At 24.8% G+C, this 16,541-nt stretch carries 17 protein-coding genes; 5 read left to right on the top strand and 12 right to left on the bottom strand.

Annotated features, from left to right (window positions below; all coding sequences use genetic code 11):
• Window positions 1-127: 127 nt before the first annotated feature.
• From ribA to mnmA, 11 genes are all read right to left on the bottom strand, one after another.
• Complete coding sequence (gene ribA / locus AB4W64_RS01395; RefSeq protein ID WP_367678266.1) at window positions 128-718, bottom strand: GTP cyclohydrolase II; 591 nt, start codon at window positions 716-718, stop codon at window positions 128-130.
• Window positions 719-763: 45 nt separating this feature from the next.
• Entirely contained in the window at window positions 764-1,474 is a 711-nt protein-coding gene (gene pyrF / locus AB4W64_RS01390; protein ID WP_367678265.1) for an orotidine-5'-phosphate decarboxylase, read from the bottom strand.
• A 138-nt stretch (window positions 1,475-1,612) separates the two neighbouring features.
• Window positions 1,613-2,566 (bottom strand): lipoyl synthase, encoded by a 954-nt coding sequence (gene lipA / locus AB4W64_RS01385; RefSeq protein WP_367678264.1) that lies wholly within the window; start codon window positions 2,564-2,566, stop codon window positions 1,613-1,615.
• A gap of 130 nt (window positions 2,567-2,696) precedes the next feature.
• Complete coding sequence (lipB, locus tag AB4W64_RS01380; protein WP_367678263.1) at window positions 2,697-3,347, bottom strand: lipoyl(octanoyl) transferase LipB; 651 nt, start codon at window positions 3,345-3,347, stop codon at window positions 2,697-2,699.
• Between the two features lie 43 nt (window positions 3,348-3,390).
• Window positions 3,391-4,035: a YchE family NAAT transporter gene (locus tag AB4W64_RS01375; RefSeq protein ID WP_367678262.1), complete on the bottom strand. Its 645-nt coding sequence runs from the start codon at window positions 4,033-4,035 to the stop codon at window positions 3,391-3,393.
• A gap of 129 nt (window positions 4,036-4,164) precedes the next feature.
• Window positions 4,165-6,102, bottom strand: a complete 1,938-nt coding sequence (gene rnb, locus AB4W64_RS01370; protein WP_367678261.1) for an exoribonuclease II — start codon at window positions 6,100-6,102, stop codon at window positions 4,165-4,167.
• A gap of 159 nt (window positions 6,103-6,261) precedes the next feature.
• Window positions 6,262-7,044, bottom strand: coding sequence for an enoyl-ACP reductase (locus tag AB4W64_RS01365; RefSeq protein ID WP_367678260.1), 783 nt, complete (start codon window positions 7,042-7,044; stop codon window positions 6,262-6,264).
• A gap of 275 nt (window positions 7,045-7,319) precedes the next feature.
• A complete protein-coding gene (locus AB4W64_RS01360; protein WP_367678259.1) occupies window positions 7,320-7,745 on the bottom strand; it encodes a transglycosylase SLT domain-containing protein in 426 nt (141 codons plus the stop codon).
• A gap of 43 nt (window positions 7,746-7,788) precedes the next feature.
• Window positions 7,789-9,159: an adenylosuccinate lyase gene (gene purB, locus AB4W64_RS01355; protein WP_367678258.1), complete on the bottom strand. Its 1,371-nt coding sequence runs from the start codon at window positions 9,157-9,159 to the stop codon at window positions 7,789-7,791.
• An 11-nt stretch (window positions 9,160-9,170) separates the two neighbouring features.
• A complete protein-coding gene (gene hflD / locus AB4W64_RS01350) occupies window positions 9,171-9,863 on the bottom strand; it encodes a high frequency lysogenization protein HflD (protein ID WP_367678257.1) in 693 nt (230 codons plus the stop codon).
• Window positions 9,841-10,944 carry a tRNA 2-thiouridine(34) synthase MnmA gene (mnmA, locus tag AB4W64_RS01345; protein WP_367678256.1) on the bottom strand — a complete coding sequence of 368 codons (1,104 nt, stop codon included), beginning with the start codon at window positions 10,942-10,944 and terminating at the stop codon, window positions 9,841-9,843. The genes hflD and mnmA overlap by 23 nt, the downstream gene beginning before the upstream one ends.
• Window positions 10,945-11,148: 204 nt before the next feature.
• On the opposite strand from mnmA, the gene lepA reads away from it, so the two are divergent.
• The 5 genes from lepA (at window position 11,149) to acpS (ending at window position 16,055) form a co-directional block, all read left to right on the top strand.
• Window positions 11,149-12,942, top strand: coding sequence for a translation elongation factor 4 (lepA, locus tag AB4W64_RS01340; RefSeq protein ID WP_367678255.1), 1,794 nt, complete (start codon window positions 11,149-11,151; stop codon window positions 12,940-12,942).
• A gap of 15 nt (window positions 12,943-12,957) precedes the next feature.
• Window positions 12,958-13,902 (top strand): signal peptidase I, encoded by a 945-nt coding sequence (lepB, locus tag AB4W64_RS01335; RefSeq protein ID WP_367678254.1) that lies wholly within the window; start codon window positions 12,958-12,960, stop codon window positions 13,900-13,902.
• Window positions 13,903-14,028: 126 nt separating this feature from the next.
• The gene (rnc, locus tag AB4W64_RS01330; RefSeq protein WP_367678253.1) at window positions 14,029-14,709 is read left to right on the top strand and encodes a ribonuclease III; all 681 of its coding nucleotides are present in this window, start codon (window positions 14,029-14,031) and stop codon (window positions 14,707-14,709) included.
• A complete protein-coding gene (gene era, locus AB4W64_RS01325; RefSeq protein ID WP_367678252.1) occupies window positions 14,706-15,563 on the top strand; it encodes a GTPase Era in 858 nt (285 codons plus the stop codon). The genes rnc and era overlap by 4 nt, the downstream gene beginning before the upstream one ends.
• 111 nt (window positions 15,564-15,674) lie before the next feature.
• Window positions 15,675-16,055 carry a holo-ACP synthase gene (gene acpS, locus AB4W64_RS01320; RefSeq protein WP_367678251.1) on the top strand — a complete coding sequence of 127 codons (381 nt, stop codon included), beginning with the start codon at window positions 15,675-15,677 and terminating at the stop codon, window positions 16,053-16,055.
• 7 nt (window positions 16,056-16,062) lie between these two features.
• Here the strand turns inward: acpS and tadA are convergent, their stop codons facing one another.
• Window positions 16,063-16,536 carry a tRNA adenosine(34) deaminase TadA gene (tadA, locus tag AB4W64_RS01315; RefSeq protein ID WP_367678250.1) on the bottom strand — a complete coding sequence of 158 codons (474 nt, stop codon included), beginning with the start codon at window positions 16,534-16,536 and terminating at the stop codon, window positions 16,063-16,065.
• Window positions 16,537-16,541: the final 5 nt, after the last annotated feature.

Raw genomic sequence — 16,541 nt, 5'->3', positions numbered from 1 at the left:
AACACTTTTAAAGTGCTTTACAGTATATTTTTTATAAGATAAAAATATTTAAAATAATTTTTTTGGGGGTTCATTAAAAAAAACCCCTACTATTTATCATAGTAAAGCATTTTTTTATTTTTTTAAATTATTCAGGTAATAAATGCCCCATTTTTTTAGCTTTAGTGTTTAAATAATAAGAGTTTTGAACATTTTTTTTTGTAATTATAGGAACTATTTCTACAATGTTAATTCCAGCATTGCTTAACATTTCTACTTTGAATGGATTATTTGTTAATAAACGAATTTTTTTAATATTTAAAATATTAAATATATCAGCACATAATGAAAAATCTCTTTCATCAGCAGAAAAACCAAGTTTATGATTAGCTTCTACTGTGTCTAATCCTTTATCTTGTAAAGCATAAGCTTTTATTTTATTTAGCAGACCAATGTTTCTTCCTTCTTGACGGTGATAAATTAACACACCACTTCCTTCTTGAGAAATTCTTTCTAATGCCATTTCTAATTGATTACCACAATCACATCTCAAACTAAATAGAGCATCTCCTGTAAGACATTCTGAATGTACTCGAGAAAGAATAGGGACATCTTTTTTAATATCACCATATACAAGAGCAATATGATTTTTTCCACTTTTCTTTTCTTCAAAACCAAATATAGAAAAATTCCCCCAAGGTGTTGGTAACAACGCTTTCTCTGTTTTTATTAATTGCATAAATCCTCCTAATTTAAAATCAAATATATTTTTTGATATGAAATTTTATTGCATGGATTTCATAATTGATTCTAATTTTTTAATGGGATCTTTTGACATAGTAATCGAACGTCCTATTACTATATAATCTATTTTGCATTCTTTTGCTTCTTGAGGAGTAATAATGTTATTTTGATCATACAATAAATCTTCAGCAACTCGAATTCCTGGCGTAACAATTTTGTATTTATTGCCAAATAAAAATTTTATTTTTTTTGCTTCTTTTCCTGGGCATACAATTCCATCTAAACCACAATCATTAGATAACTTAGATAAAGTTAAAATGTACTCAGCTAATGAAATCTGAATACCTATTTCTTTTAATTCTTCTTCTTTTAAACTAGTTAAAGCTGTAATAGCTATTAATAAAGGTGCTGTTTTAAAAGATTTTAAAGCTTTTTTTGCCGAAATTAACATTTTTTTACCACCAGCAGCATGTACACTTAACATCCATATTCCTAAATCTGCAGCTGCTTTTGTAGCATTAAAGACAGTATTAGGGATATCATGAAATTTTAAATCAAGAAATATGTTAAATCCCAGTTGATGTAATTCTTTTATAAACTTATAACCTAAAATTGTAAACATTTCTTTTCCAATTTTTAGATAATAAATAGATGGATTAAGAAGATTTACTAATTTCATAGCTGATTTTTTATCACAAAAATCTAATGCAATAATAATTTTGGGTATATTAAATAAATTAGGATTTAACACTATGTAACCTCTAGTATAAAACAACATACATCAATAAAAAATATTGTTTTCTATACATTTTTTTGATGTAAAATATGTTCATGGCATGATATGTAAAAATATTTATCAAAAGTAAATTTTTAAAAAAATTATCAAATATTATTTCTTAATAGGTAAACACGATTGAAAACTAGCATGATATGATGAACGTACAAAAGGACCGCAAAAAGCATTAGTAAAACCAATAGATAAGGCTTCTTTTTGAATGTCATCAAATTCTAAGGGTGATATATAACGATGTACTGGGAGATGATGAATGCTAGGTTGAAGATATTGTCCTATTGTCAATAATGTAACTCCGCTAGAATATAAATCTTTCATTACTTGAATAATTTCTGAATCTTTTTCCCCTAGCCCTAGCATCAAACCTGATTTTGTAGGAATATGAAAATATTTCTTTTTAAATGATTCTAACAAGAATAATGATCTTTGATAATTAGCTCCAGGTCGAATTTTTTTATACATTCTAGGAATGTTTTCTATATTATGATTAAAAACATCAGGTAATTCAGTATTAAATATTGTTAAAACTAATTCTATTTTCCCTCGAAAATCAGGAACCAATATTTCAATTTTTACTTTATTTCTATTGCGGATAGATTTCATGCAATTAACAAAATGCTGAGCGCCACCATCATATAAATCATCACGTACAACTGATGTGATAACTACATAGTCAATTCCCATATCAAATATCGTACTAGATAATTTTTCAGGTTCTTCTATATTTACAGGATTAGGTTTGCCATGAGATACTGCGCAAAAAGGACAATTTCGTGTACATATTGATCCAAGAATCATGAACGTTGCAGTTCCATTATTAAAACATTCTGATAAATTAGGACAATGAGCTTCTTCACAAACAGAATGTAAATTATTTTTACGTAAAGCATTTTTTATTTGATTTATACGAGATGTGTTAATAGGAATTTTGATTTTTATCCAATCAGGTTTTTTCATTTTTTTTTCATATTGAACAATTTTTTTAGTGGGAATTATATTTAATTTTTTTGATGTTTTTTTTCCCATAAAAACATTTTTAGGTTTATTCATGAAATTTATTATCTCAATTACAAATATTAAAATATATACTATATATTAAATTAACAATAAAACTAAAAAAAGTTGCTCAAAAAAATTTTATATTTCATATGAATTTTATACCTTATTAAAAAGTATATGTTTAATTATTTTGATAATACTCACCATTAATCATGACTACGTCTAAAATTTTAGATAATTTTTCAATTAAAACAATACGTATATCTTTTAATTGAATATTTGGATGAAAACATTTTATTTGTGTCATTTTTATATTAATATCTCCACAAGGATTAATATAATTAAATGGTGTTAAATCCATGTTTACATTAAGCGCTAAACCATGTAAAGTAGATCCTTTTTTGATTCTTAATCCTAAAGAACATATTTTTTTTTTATTAACATAAACACCTGGTAATTTTTTTCGAACATGTCCTTTAATAGAAAAATTTTTTAAAGTTTCTATGACTGTTTTTTCCATTATATCTATTAATTGACGAATATTAATTTTACGACGTTTTAAATTAATTAAAAAATATAATATTTGTTGTCCAGGACCATGATACGTAATTTGACCACCTCTATCAGAATTTACTATTGGGATATTATGAATAAAATTTATATTTTCTTTTTTTTTCATTTGTCCTTGAGTAAAAATTGGATAATGCTCAACAAACCAAATTTCATCAAATGTATCTACATTACGTAATATTGTAAAATTATTCATTTTATTAAAAGTTGTTAACCAGTTTTCTAAACCTAACAAACGAAAAAAAATAATTTTGTTTTTCAAAAGCACTATCCAATAAATAGTTATTTAATACGAGTTAAAAAAGTTAATTTAATAATCCAGGAAAAATAGCACTTATACCAGCTCCAATAAATTCTATTCCAAGAGACATTAATAATAAACCCATAATACGAGTAATAATATTAATACCTGTTTGTCCTAATATTTGAACAAAATATGGAGCAGCTTGAAAACATAACCAACACACAAATGAAAATAAAAAAATTACTAAACTACATCCAAATAAATTAGACCAAGTAGAATAGTAAGTACTCCATACAATAGTTGAACTAATTGCTCCCGGTCCTGCAATTAAAGGCATTGCTAAAGGAACTACACTAATGTTATCAATTATTTCTTTTTTTTGATCTTTATTTTTTTGAATATTTTTAATAAATTCACCAGTAATCATAGAAAAAGCTATACTAATAATTAGTATTCCACCAGCGATACGAAAAGAATTAATAGAGATGCCAAAAATGTTTAAAACACTACTACCAAAAAATAATGATATTATTAAAATTAAAGCAGCTGAAAAATTAGCTACTAAATTAGTTTTGTTTCTTTCTATAATTGACTGATTATTTGTCATAGTTGTAAAAATGGGAATCATACCAATCGGATTAACCAAAGCACACAAACCTATAAAAAATTTTATATATATAGATAAATCAAAAATTGAAATATTCATACTATGCTCCCAATTTATATTGAATTTTAATAACTTGATTATTTAAAATCTTTTATCCTATTTAGGATAATATATTTTTTTATCATATTAACATACAAAATATTTTTATTTTTTTATTTCCATTTCTATTTAGTGTTCAGGTTTAGCAATAATACTTCTTGTTTCTAATCGAATATCATATAAAGTCACTTCGATTAAATCAGATACTTGATATTGTACAACTCCTTTTACAAAAACTTTCCCTATATCTTGATTAAATATTAATTGCTCTCTTATTGGATGTAAGAATGTTCCAGGAATAAAAACATTAGCACCATTTTCAACTAATCGAGCTCTTAGACCACTTCTAGAAATATCAATTATTTCAGCTTTAAATTTATTGTTTCTATATTGTTTTTTCTGTAAAAGTATGGTGTATAACCAATCTGAAACATCTCTTTCAGACATACGATTACGCCTTCTTTGTTCACTTATTTTTAATTTAATATCTTCACTAGGTTTAATTGGTTTTTCATTGTTTATAATAGCTTTTAATAAACGATGATTAATCATGTCACTATATTTTCTAATAGGAGAAGTCCAAGTTGCGTACTCTGCAAAACCTAATGCAAAATGAGGACCTGGTACAATACTAAAATCTCCAAAAGATTGAAAACGACGAATACGGCTATCAATATAATTATTTGATAATATATTTAAAACACGTCTAAGATTACAAAAACCTCTCAGTGTAGTGATTTCTTGTACAGTAAAATTTAAATTATAATTTTTTAAAAATGCAACTACATTTTCAGCATTAATAAGATCAAACCCAGTATGTACATTATATATGCCAAAACCAATATTACTAGATAAAAAACTAGCTGCAGACATATTAGAAATAATCATTGCTTCTTCAATAATCTTATGCGCAATACGACGTTTTTCAATAAATACATCTATAACTTTCCCAGCATCGGATAAATGAAATCGATATTCCAAACTATCTTTAAACAATACTGCATTTTTTTCACGCCATTTTATGCGTAATAAACATAAGCGATATAAAAGTAATATCTGTTCTTCAATAGACTTTTTTTTTGGCTTCCATGTACCAGATTTTTCAAGCCAATCTGAAACATTTTCGTAAGATAGTTTTGATTTTGATTTTATCCATGCTAAAAAGAAATGAATTTTTTTAGAAATGTTACCATCTTTTAAAATAGTGATCTGACATGCTAATACTGGACGACGTTCATTAGGATTTAATGAACATATATCTTCTGATAAAATTCTAGGTAACATAGGAATGTTAAAACCTGGTAAATAATTTGTGAAACCTCTTTTAGAGGCTACAATATCTAATTTACTACCATGTTTTATATATGCAGTAGGATCAGCAATAGCTACAGTTAAACAAAGTTCACCATTAGATAAATCTTTAATAAATAGTGCGTCATCAATATCTTTAGTATTTACATTATCTATAGTAATAAAATCTAAATCTGTTAAATCTTTTCTAGGATAATTCTCTTTTATTAAAAGATCTTTTTTTTCTACTAAAGGTTCATTTTTATCAAGATTATGACGTGATAAAGTTACCCACCATGGTGTTAATGGATGATCTTTTTGTACAATTTTTTCAATTAACTCTGCATAAAAAAAATTGTCTCCTTTAAGTTTATGCTTTATTAGTTTAGCTACTGCCCAGTCTCCACTTTGAAAAATATTTGTACAATTTTTATTAGGTTTACATATTATAAGATCTTTTAAAAAAGGATAATCGGGTATAATAAATAATCTGTCATCTTTTTTTTCTATTTTCCCAACAAACCTATTTAAAAAAGGTTCAATTAACTTTTCAGGTTCTACAATTTCTCTGTCTTTTTCTATTTTTAATAATGCAATGACTTTATCTCCATGCATAACTTTTTTCATATTTTTGGGAGGGATGAAATAACTTTTTTGTGGATCAATTTCTAAAAATCCAAATCCTCTTTCAGTGCTTTTTACTATGCCTTCAACTCGTGGTGTTTGAGCATGTAGATTTTTTTTTAACTGTGCAAGTAATGGATTATTTTGGAACATAATAGTACAACCTAATTGTCATAGTAGAAAATTAATAATCTTATAAATTTAAAATTAATTTAAATATATAACTTATTTTTTAAAAATAAAATTTTATATGTTTTATTAAAAAAATACTATTATTATTTATAATAATAAATAATATTGTTATATAAAATATTATGAAAAATTATTTATATAACTAACATTACAACCATTATCAACATAAATAACTGAACCAGTAATACCAGTAGATAAGTTAGACAATAGAAAAGATGCTACATTTCCTATATTTTCAGTAGTAATAGAATTTTTTATCAAAGAAGATTTACGATGAAAATTATTTATTTGATTAAAGTTTTTAATTTGAAAAGATGAGACGGTTTTTATAGGATTGCATGAGATCGCATTAACTCGAATATTGTTTCTACCTAATGTGTATGCCATATAACGCACACTTGCTTCTAATGAAGCTTTAGCTAAACCCATAATATTATAATTTGGTACTACACGTTGTGCACCTAAATAAGATAAAGTTAATAAAGAAGAAGAATTATTTAACATATTCCTACATTCTTTTACTAATCCTAGAAAACTATATGAACTAATTTCATGAGAAATATTAAATCCTTTTCTAGTAACATTATTAATAAAATCTCCATTTAAATGCTCTTTAGGACAATACGCAATAGAATGTACTAATCCATCAAATTTTTTCCATACCTTAATTAAATTCAAAAATAACTTTTTTATATTTTTGTCACTTGACACATCGCATGATAGTACAATGTCAGATTTCATTGATGCTGCTATTTTTTTAATTTTTTTTCTTATTTTTTCATTTTGACATACAAATCCTAATTCTGCTTTCTGATAATACATAGATTTTGCAATACCAAAAGCAATAGATCTAGTACTAGAAATTCCAGTTATTAAAATTTTTTTACCCTTTAACAGTTCCATTTTTGAAATCTCAATTGTATTATTTTTATAATAATTCTTTGATATTAGAGATTTTTTAATTATTAATATAAATTGTTTAAATTAAATTGTATACCATCATTACTTTTTTCAAATAAAGAGATGCTTGCTTTGCTGGATGTTTTTTTTTATATACTTACAAAAAGACTCCATTGTCATAGTGTTAATGATTCTTATTGATTCATGTCTATTTTTAGAAAATATTTTAAGAAGTGCATTAGTTCCATTAACATATGCAACTATAGTTGCACATCTCATTACATCTTTATTTCGTATGCCAAATAGTTTTTTTTTTGTAACAAACTAATGTAAGCAGTTCCTATATTTATATTAATTTTTGGATTATATAATGATTGAATAGAAGGCTGACCTTTTTTACCATTCATACGGTATATTTCTGCTCCTGCAGAAGAGGGTTTAATTTGCATTAATCCAATTGCATTTGAATGACTTTTAGCATAAGGATTTCCAGAAGACTCAGTATAAATAATAGCTTTAATTAATTTTTCATCAATATTATATTGATTTGCAGAAATTTTAATAAGATAACTCCAATTATGAATTGTATTTTCTATACTATGTTTATTTAAAAAATAATTTTTTTTTGTATATATTTTTTTATTTGAAAATTTATTACATCCAGTCAATAAGACTAGTGAAATAATTAAAATTGCTAATGTCACAAGAAAGTTTCCTTAATATATTGATTATATAAAAAAACTATTTTTATTCAATTTCATTGATAATCTGACTAGCATAACCAATATAATTAGCAGGAGTCAGTTCTTTTAAACGTTTTTTTTCTTCATTGGGAATATCTAAACTAGAAATAAATACATGTATAATATTTTTATTTATCTCTTTGCCTCGTGTTAAATCTTTTAATTTTTCATATGCATTCTTAATTCCATAACGGCGCATGACTGTTTGTATGGGTTCAGATAAAACAGACCAATTTTTATTTAAATTTTTTAACAATTGAATCTCATTTATTTCTAATTTATTAATACCTAATAATACAGAATTATATGCAATTGTGGAATAAGAAATAGCAACACCTAAATTACGCAGTACCGTAGAATCACTTAAATCACGTTGCCATCGAGAAATGGGTAGTTTTGTTATCATATGATGCATCAAAGCATTAGATAGTCCTAAATTTCCTTCAGAATTTTCAAAATCTATCGGATTCACTTTATGTGGCATTATTGAAGAACCAATTTCAAAATCTACTAGTTTTTGTTTGAAGTAATTAAGAGAAATATAACCCCAAATATCACGATTGAAGTCAATTAATATTGTATTAAATAATGATATACAACTAAATAACTCTGCAATATAATCATGCGGTTCAATTTGAGTAGTATATGGGTTCCAATTGATTCCTAATGATGTAATAAATTCTTCACTAATTTTATGCCAGTTGATTTCAGGATATGCGGCTAAGTGTGCATTATAATTTCCTGTGCTTCCATTAATTTTACCCAATATTTCTATACTCTTCAACCGTGTATATTGACGTTTCATACGGAAATAAAAATTAGCAATTTCTTTTCCTATAGTTGACGGAGTGGCTGGTTGACCATGAGTTAAAGATAATACAGGATTGTTCTGATACTGAAAAACGATTTTTTTTAAAACATTAATAATTTTTTTCCACAATGGTAAAATTATTGTATTACGAGTATCTTTAAGCATTAAAGCATATGCTATATTATTAATATCTTCTGAAGTACAACCAAAATGTACAAATTCTACAATTGATGAAAAATTGTTGAATTTAGAAATTTTCTCTTTTAAAAAATATTCTAAAGCTTTTACATCATGATTAGTTGTTTTTTCTATTTTTTTAATATGCAGCGCATCTTTTTCATTGAAATTATTAAGAATATCATCTAGTAAAAATATTTTTTTATCATCGATATTCTTTATTTTTAATACTTCAGCCATGTTGATTATTTTTTTTAGCCACTGAATTTCTATATTCAGACGATATTTAAAAAAACCAAATTCACTAAAAATGTTTCTTAAAAAAACAGTGGAATTATTGTATCTACCATCAATAGGAGAAATAGCTGTTAATGAAGTTAATTTCATATTCTAAAATCCTAGTTTTTTAAATCAAATAATATTTTTTTTGCTTTTTGAATAATATGATACCTAAAAAATATTAATTTTAATCGATTGCCACCAAATTGTCTCCATAAAACTATAGAACGAATGCCTGAAAATAATAAACATCTAATTTTTTTTTGTATTTCTATATCTTCTAGAAAACTCTTTGTTCCTTTTACTAAAACTTGCGAACCTAAAGAACTTATTTTGTGGATATATACATTTGCTATTTTATTAATTAAGGTACTAAAATTGTTATTTTGATGATATTCATTGCATATGTTTTCTAAACTTTTCTTGATTAAATCAATATGTTCGCGATTTTTTTTTAGTTTATTTTCAATGAAAATCATATCCAAAATATATTTCATCAATTCAACATATAAATAAGAAAAATTAGAAAATTTTAGTATAGATATTAATGTTTTTAACCCTAGATGTAAATTTTTTTCATTATTACCATATATTGTAATTAAAGATTTTGGTTTTATTTCTAAAACACTTTCTAAACATATTTGAAATGCATTATGATCACATTTTCCTGAATAAGCTAATTGTTGTACTAAATAAGCTGATTGACATATACCTGCAAATGATAACGTAATTGAATATATTTCTTTAATAACAGCTATCTCCTTACTCACTTTTTTAATAAAAAAACTATTATAATGGTAATCTGGATTCAATAATACCACCACCTATACATATTTTTGATAGATAAAATACCACTGATTGTCCAGGTGTAACTGCAATGACTGGGGTGTAAAATAAAATTCTAATATAGGCATTATTTATATATTCTATATTACAATTCACATCTTCTTGACGATATCTTGTTTTTACTTGACAAAATAGTGGAAAAATTATTTTATTTTTTCCGTTAACCCAATTAATATTTTTAGCGATTAAACCTATGGACATAAGATCTCTATTGCACGAACCTTGCGCAACAACTAATATATTTTTTTCTATATTTTTATCAACTACATACCATGGAATATTACATGTTCCTTTTATTCCACCAACACCTAGTCCTTTCCTTTGTCCTAAAGTGTAATAGAAAACACCATCATGTTGTCCTATAATTTTTCCACTAGTTGTAGTGATATTGCCTATTTTTTTATTAATATAAAGACTGAGAAAATTTTTTAATTTCTTTGGTCCTATAAAGCAAATTCCAGTAGAATCTTTTTTTTCAGCAACTTCTAAATTGATTTTTTTAGCAATAGTTCTTACTTCATGTTTTTTAAAGTGTCCAATAGGAAATAAAATTTTTTTAAGTTGCATATCATTTAAAGTATATAAAAAATAACTTTGATCTTTCTTAAGATCTGTAGATTTTAATAATAAATGCTTTCCATTGATTATTTTTATACGAGCATAATGACCTGTTGCAATATAGTCTGCTTGTAATTCTTGAGTAGAGTAGTTTAATAAGATATTAAATTTAATTTCTTTATTACATAATATATCTGGATTAGGTGTTTTTCCTTTTTTATGTTCATTTAAAAAATTTTTAAAAACTTTTTCCCAATATTCTTCAGAAAAATTCATTTTATGAAGATGAATATTTAATTTTTTACAGACATTTTCAGCATCACATAAATCTTTCTTAGCATTACAATATTTTTCTTTATCATCTTCCTCCCAATTTTTCATAAATAAACCTTCTACTTGGTATTTTTTTTTTAGAATCCATGCAGCAACAGATGAGTCTACACCTCCTGACATTGCAACAATTACTTTTTTATTTTTTTTTAGTATCATAAATAATATTGTTATCTAACATTTTATAGATATATTTTCCAAATATTTTATATTGTATTATATATTATATATACATCTTTAAAACATATTAAACTAATTTCTTGAAAAAATATTTAAATTAAAAATTAATAAAAACAATAAAAAATATTTTTAGTGCATGTTAAAATAAATGTTAATAATAAATATGGTATAAAAAAAGTACACATGAAAAATATAAGAAATTTTTCTATTATAGCTCATATTGATCATGGAAAATCAACTTTATCCGATCGATTAATACAAATATGTGGTGGATTATCTGAACGAGAAATGTCTAATCAAGTGCTAGATTCTATGGATTTAGAAAGAGAGAGAGGTATAACAATAAAAGCTCAAAGTGTGATGATTAATTATAAAAACAGAGAAAATAATATTTTTAATTTGAATTTTATTGATACACCAGGTCATGTAGATTTTTCTTACGAGGTCTCTCGATCATTAGCAGCATGTGAAGGGGCACTATTAGTTGTTGACGCTACCCAAGGTGTAGAAGCTCAAACTTTAGCTAATTGTTATACTGCATTAGAAATGAATTTAGAAATAATTCCAGTACTAAATAAAATAGATTTACCTAATGCAAATCCAGAAAAAGTTGCCAAAGAAATTGAAGATATTATAGGAATATCTTCATATGATGCGATTAGATGTTCTTCTAAAACAGGTTTTGGTATAAAAAAACTTTTAGAAAGCATTATAACCCATATTCCTTCTCCACAAGGTAAAATAGATGCTCCTCTTCAAGCATTAATTATTGATTCTTGGTTTGATAATTATCTAGGTGTAGTATCTTTAATAAGAATTAAAAATGGAACTTTATTTGAAAAAGACAAAATTCAAGTAATGAGTACTGGAAAAAATTATTGTGTTGATCAAATAGGTATTTTTACTCCTAAAAAATTAAATAAAAATAAACTAACATGTGGAGAAGTCGGTTGGATTATTTGTGGTATTAAAAGTATTACTGCTGCTCCAGTTGGCGATACATTAACAACAGCACAAAATCCAGCAAAAAATAGATTAACTGGATTTAAAAAAGTTAAACCACAAATATATGCTGGTTTATTTCCTATAAAATCAGATCAATATGAAACATTTAGAGATGCATTAGGTAAACTTAGTTTAAATGACTCTTCATTATTTTATGAACCAGAAAATTCTAATGCCTTGGGATTTGGATTTAGATGTGGATTTTTAGGTTTATTACATATGGAAATTATTCAAGCACGTCTAGAAAGAGAATATTCTATTGATTTAATTTCAACTGCACCCACAGTAATTTATGAAATTGAACTTAATGATGGAAAAGTTATTTACTTAGATAGTCCTTCTGATTTTCCTAGTATAAACAAGATAAAAACAATCAGAGAACCTATAGTTGAATGCAACATTTTATTACCTCCTCAATTTCTTGGTCCAGTAATTAAATTATGTGTAGAAAAAAGAGGTTTTCAAACTAACATGATTTATCATACGCATCAAGTATCATTAAAATATAACATTCCAATGAATGAAGTGGTATTAAATTTTTTTGATGAATTAAAATCGATATCTAGTGGATATGCTTCACTAGAGTATGATTTTAAACATTTTCAGACTGTAAAAATAGAAAAAATAGAGATTTTAATTAATTCAGAAAAAGTTGATGCATTAACAATACTTTCTTATTACAAAAATGCACAATATCGTGCCCGTGAAATAGTTAACAAAATGAAAGAATTAATACCTCGACATCAATTTGATATTGCCATTCAAGCTTCTATTAACAATTCTATTGTAGCACGAGCAACTATAAAACAACTCAGAAAAAACGTATTATCTAAATGTTATGGTGGTGACGTTAGTAGAAAAAAGAAATTACTTCAAAAACAAAAAGATGGAAAAAAAAGAATGAAAAAAATAGGTAATGTAAATTTGCCAAAAGAAGCATTTATTTCAATTTTAAATATTAATAAAAATTAATATAAGGCAATTTATATGGCTAATACATTAACTATTTTTTTATTAATTAGTACATTTTTTACTGGATTTTTTTGGTGTTTTTATCGCATAAAAAGTATTAAAAAATATTTTTTAAAAAAAACAATCTTAAAAGATAACAACTTAAATAAAAAAAGTGTATTACACATAAAAAATAAAATATATTTTTTTGAATCTTTAGCATCATTTTTTCCAATTTTTTTAATAATATTGATTATACGTTCATTTATTTATGAACCTTTTCAAATTCCTTCAGGATCTATGATGCCTACTCTTTTAATAGGTGACTTTATTTTAGTCGAAAAGTTTTCATATGGAATTAAAGAACCCATAACGCAAAAAACGTTAATTAAAACTAATCAACCTAAACGTGGTGATGTTGTAGTTTTTAAACATCCAAATGATTATAATGTAGATTACATTAAGCGTGTTATAGGATTACCTGGAGACAAGATTAAATATGATACAAACAAAAAAAATATAAAAATATGTACTCATTATCTTGATACACATCACTGTAAAAAAAAAATAATGATTAAATATTCTAAATCTACAAAAAGTAATTTTTTTCAAAAAATATATTTTTTAAATAAAAATAATTTCATACAAGAAAAAGAAGTATATAATTCTCTGTATTTTAATATTGTTGAAGAAGATATCAATAACGTTAAACATAATATATTACTATTAAATGGTGTTAAAAATAAAAATGAAAATTACTATCAACAAAAAAATATGCCGAAATTAACTTGGATTGTACCTAAAGGTAAATATTTCATGATGGGAGATAATCGTGATAATAGTTTAGATAGTCGTTATTGGGGCTTTGTACCTGAGCAAAATTTAGTAGGAAAAGCTATTAAAATATGGATGAGCTTTGATAAAAATGAAAATGAATGGCCTACTGGTATACGTGTAAATAGAATTGGCAATATATATTAAAAGAAATTAACATAACGTAATGTTATTAGTATAATATATTGACGTATATCTTTAATTTTATCAAATTTTTTCTGTTTTTCCTGTTATATATACAATCAATTAAAATATCATTGACATTGGTATAACATGAACTATATGGTAACAAAAAAAATACAAAAAGTACTGGGATATACTTTTACTCATAAAGATCTTTTAAGACAAGCATTAACACATCGTAGTGCAAGTAGTAAACATAATGAACGATTAGAATTTTTAGGTGATTCTATTTTAAGTTTTGTAATTGCTAATGCTTTATATCAACATTTTCCATATATTGATGAAGGCGACATGAGTCGTATGAGAGCAACTTTAGTGCGTGGCAATACGTTAGCAGAAATTGCATATGAATTTGATTTAGGAGAATATTTAAAACTAGGACAAGGTGAATTAAAAAGTGGAGGTTTCCGTCGTGAATCTATTTTAGCAAACACTGTAGAAGCATTGATTGGCAGTATTTATTTAGATAGTAATATTCAAACAGTAGAAGAATTAATATTAAAATGGTATGAAAAACGTTTAGAAAAAATAAGTCCTGGAGACACTCAAAAAGATCCTAAAACACGATTACAAGAATATTTACAATCAAAGCATCTTTCTTTACCTATGTATTTTATAGTAGAAATATATGGTGAAGCCCATAATCAATTATTCACTATTCATTGCAAAGTTAGCATTATTTCAGAATATTTAATTGGTACTGGTTCCAGCAGAAGAAAAGCTGAACAAGATGCAGCACAAAAAGCATTAATAAAACTAGGTGTAGAGTGAATATAAAACAGAAACATTGTGGTTGGATAACAATTATTGGAAAATCTAATGTTGGAAAATCTACATTATTAAATCAAATAATTGGTAAAAAAATTTCTATTGTATCAAGAAAAAAAAATACAACTCAAAATCATATTACAGGTATTCAAACAAAAAAACATTATCAATATATTTATACAGATACACCTGGATTTATATTTAATGAAAAGAATCATGAAATTACATATAAAGAAAATATTTTTTTTAACATTTTAAAGAATTCAACATTAATAATGTTTGTTATAGATCATATTTTTTGGACAGAAAAAGACAATATTGTTTTTAATAAAATAAAGAAAAATAAAATACCAATAATTATTATTATCAATAAAATTGACAAAATTCTTAATAAAAATGTTTTATTACCTTTCATTGATTTTATTAAAAATAAAACTGATGCTATAGAAATCATTCCTATTTCTGCAAAAAAAACAGAAAATATGATGTTTTTACATGATATAATAAAACATTATTTACCAAAAAATTCTCATTTTTATCCCAAAAATTATATTACAACAAACTCTCAAATTTTTACAATATCTGAAATTATTCGAGAGCAATTAATATTATTTTTAGGTGCCGAATTACCTTCTATTGTTAAAGTGGAAATTGAAGAATTAAAAACTATAAAAAAAGATCAATTACATATAAAAGCATTGATTTTAATAAAATATACAAGACAAAAAAAAATTATTATTGGAAATAATGGAGAAAAAATAAAAAAAATTAGTATGATATCACGATATAATATAGAAAAAGAATTACATAAGAAAACTCATCTTCTTTTATGGGTCAAAAAAAATATTTCTAGATAAAAAATATATATTTTTCTACAATGTTTACTAATTTTTTAAAATTAGTTAATAGTGAAAACATTTAACTAATTTTAAAAAAAATAATATTTCAAGAAAAGGTTTTTTTATATTATGTCTATTATAGGTATAGGAACAGATATTATAGAAATTGTACGCATTAAAAATATTTTTTCTCATTATGGAAATCGATTTGCTAAAAGAATTTTATCTAAAATAGAATGGAAAAAATATATTATCAGCAAAAATCCAATTCATTTTTTAGCAAAAAAATTTGCAGGTAAAGAGGCAGCATCTAAAGCATTAGGAACAGGAATCAATTGCGGAATAACATTCAATCAATTAGAATTTTATAATAACAAATTTGGAAAACCCAAATTACGATTTTTAAAAAAATCGTTAAGAAAAGCTAAAGAAATAAAATGTAAATCTATACATGTAAGTATATCTGATCAAAGATTATATGCATATGCTTTAGTAATTTTAGAATCTTAAATACATATTAATGTTCTAAACTAGAACGTCTTTTTTTTTGAAAAAATTCAACTAAAATATTAGAACACTCACTTTCCATAACGTTTTTGTGTATACTTAATTTATAATCTTTTTCAGAATTTAAGAAAATATCTTTTAGAGAACACTTATTATCTGATTTTTTATATTGAGCACCAAATACCAAACGTTTAATACGACTATTTATAATCGCTCCGCAACACATAATACATGGTTGCAGGGTAACGTATAGTGTACTCTCAATCAACCGGTAATTTTTTGTTTTTTTTCCTGCAGCGCGTAAAGCCATAATTTCTGCATGCGCAGTAGGGTCATTTTTTCTAATAGAGCTATTCCATCCTACTCCAATAATGCGTTCTTCAAAAATTAATACTGCACCTATAGGAACTTCACCTTTTTTTTCAGCATAGCATGCATATTTTAAAGCAACATTCATCCATTTTTTATCTTTTTTATCTATCATAGAAT

Source organism: Buchnera aphidicola (Brachycaudus tragopogonis) (genome assembly GCF_964059175.1).
GTDB classification, from domain to species: domain Bacteria; phylum Pseudomonadota; class Gammaproteobacteria; order Enterobacterales; family Enterobacteriaceae; genus Buchnera; species Buchnera aphidicola_BM.
This window is presented reverse-complemented; position numbering and strand designations above follow the sequence as displayed.

Bases quoted from the DNA above. Each gene is read 5' to 3' on its own strand.
- ribA (WP_367678266.1), bottom strand. From the start codon at position 718: ATGCAATTAATAAAAACAGAGAAAGCGTTGTTACCAACACCTTGGGGG.
- lipA (WP_367678264.1), bottom strand. From the start codon at position 2,566: ATGAATAAACCTAAAAATGTTTTTATGGGAAAAAAAACATCAAAAAAA.
- AB4W64_RS01375 (WP_367678262.1), bottom strand. From the start codon at position 4,035: ATGAATATTTCAATTTTTGATTTATCTATATATATAAAATTTTTTATA.
- rnb (WP_367678261.1), bottom strand. From the start codon at position 6,102: ATGTTCCAAAATAATCCATTACTTGCACAGTTAAAAAAAAATCTACAT.
- AB4W64_RS01365 (WP_367678260.1), bottom strand. From the start codon at position 7,044: ATGGAACTGTTAAAGGGTAAAAAAATTTTAATAACTGGAATTTCTAGT.
- purB (WP_367678258.1), bottom strand. From the start codon at position 9,159: ATGAAATTAACTTCATTAACAGCTATTTCTCCTATTGATGGTAGATAC.
- mnmA (WP_367678256.1), bottom strand. From the start codon at position 10,944: ATGATACTAAAAAAAAATAAAAAAGTAATTGTTGCAATGTCAGGAGGT.
- lepA (WP_367678255.1), top strand. From the start codon at position 11,149: ATGAAAAATATAAGAAATTTTTCTATTATAGCTCATATTGATCATGGA.
- lepB (WP_367678254.1), top strand. From the start codon at position 12,958: ATGGCTAATACATTAACTATTTTTTTATTAATTAGTACATTTTTTACT.
- rnc (WP_367678253.1), top strand. From the start codon at position 14,029: ATGAACTATATGGTAACAAAAAAAATACAAAAAGTACTGGGATATACT.
- acpS (WP_367678251.1), top strand. From the start codon at position 15,675: ATGTCTATTATAGGTATAGGAACAGATATTATAGAAATTGTACGCATT.
- tadA (WP_367678250.1), bottom strand. From the start codon at position 16,536: ATGATAGATAAAAAAGATAAAAAATGGATGAATGTTGCTTTAAAATAT.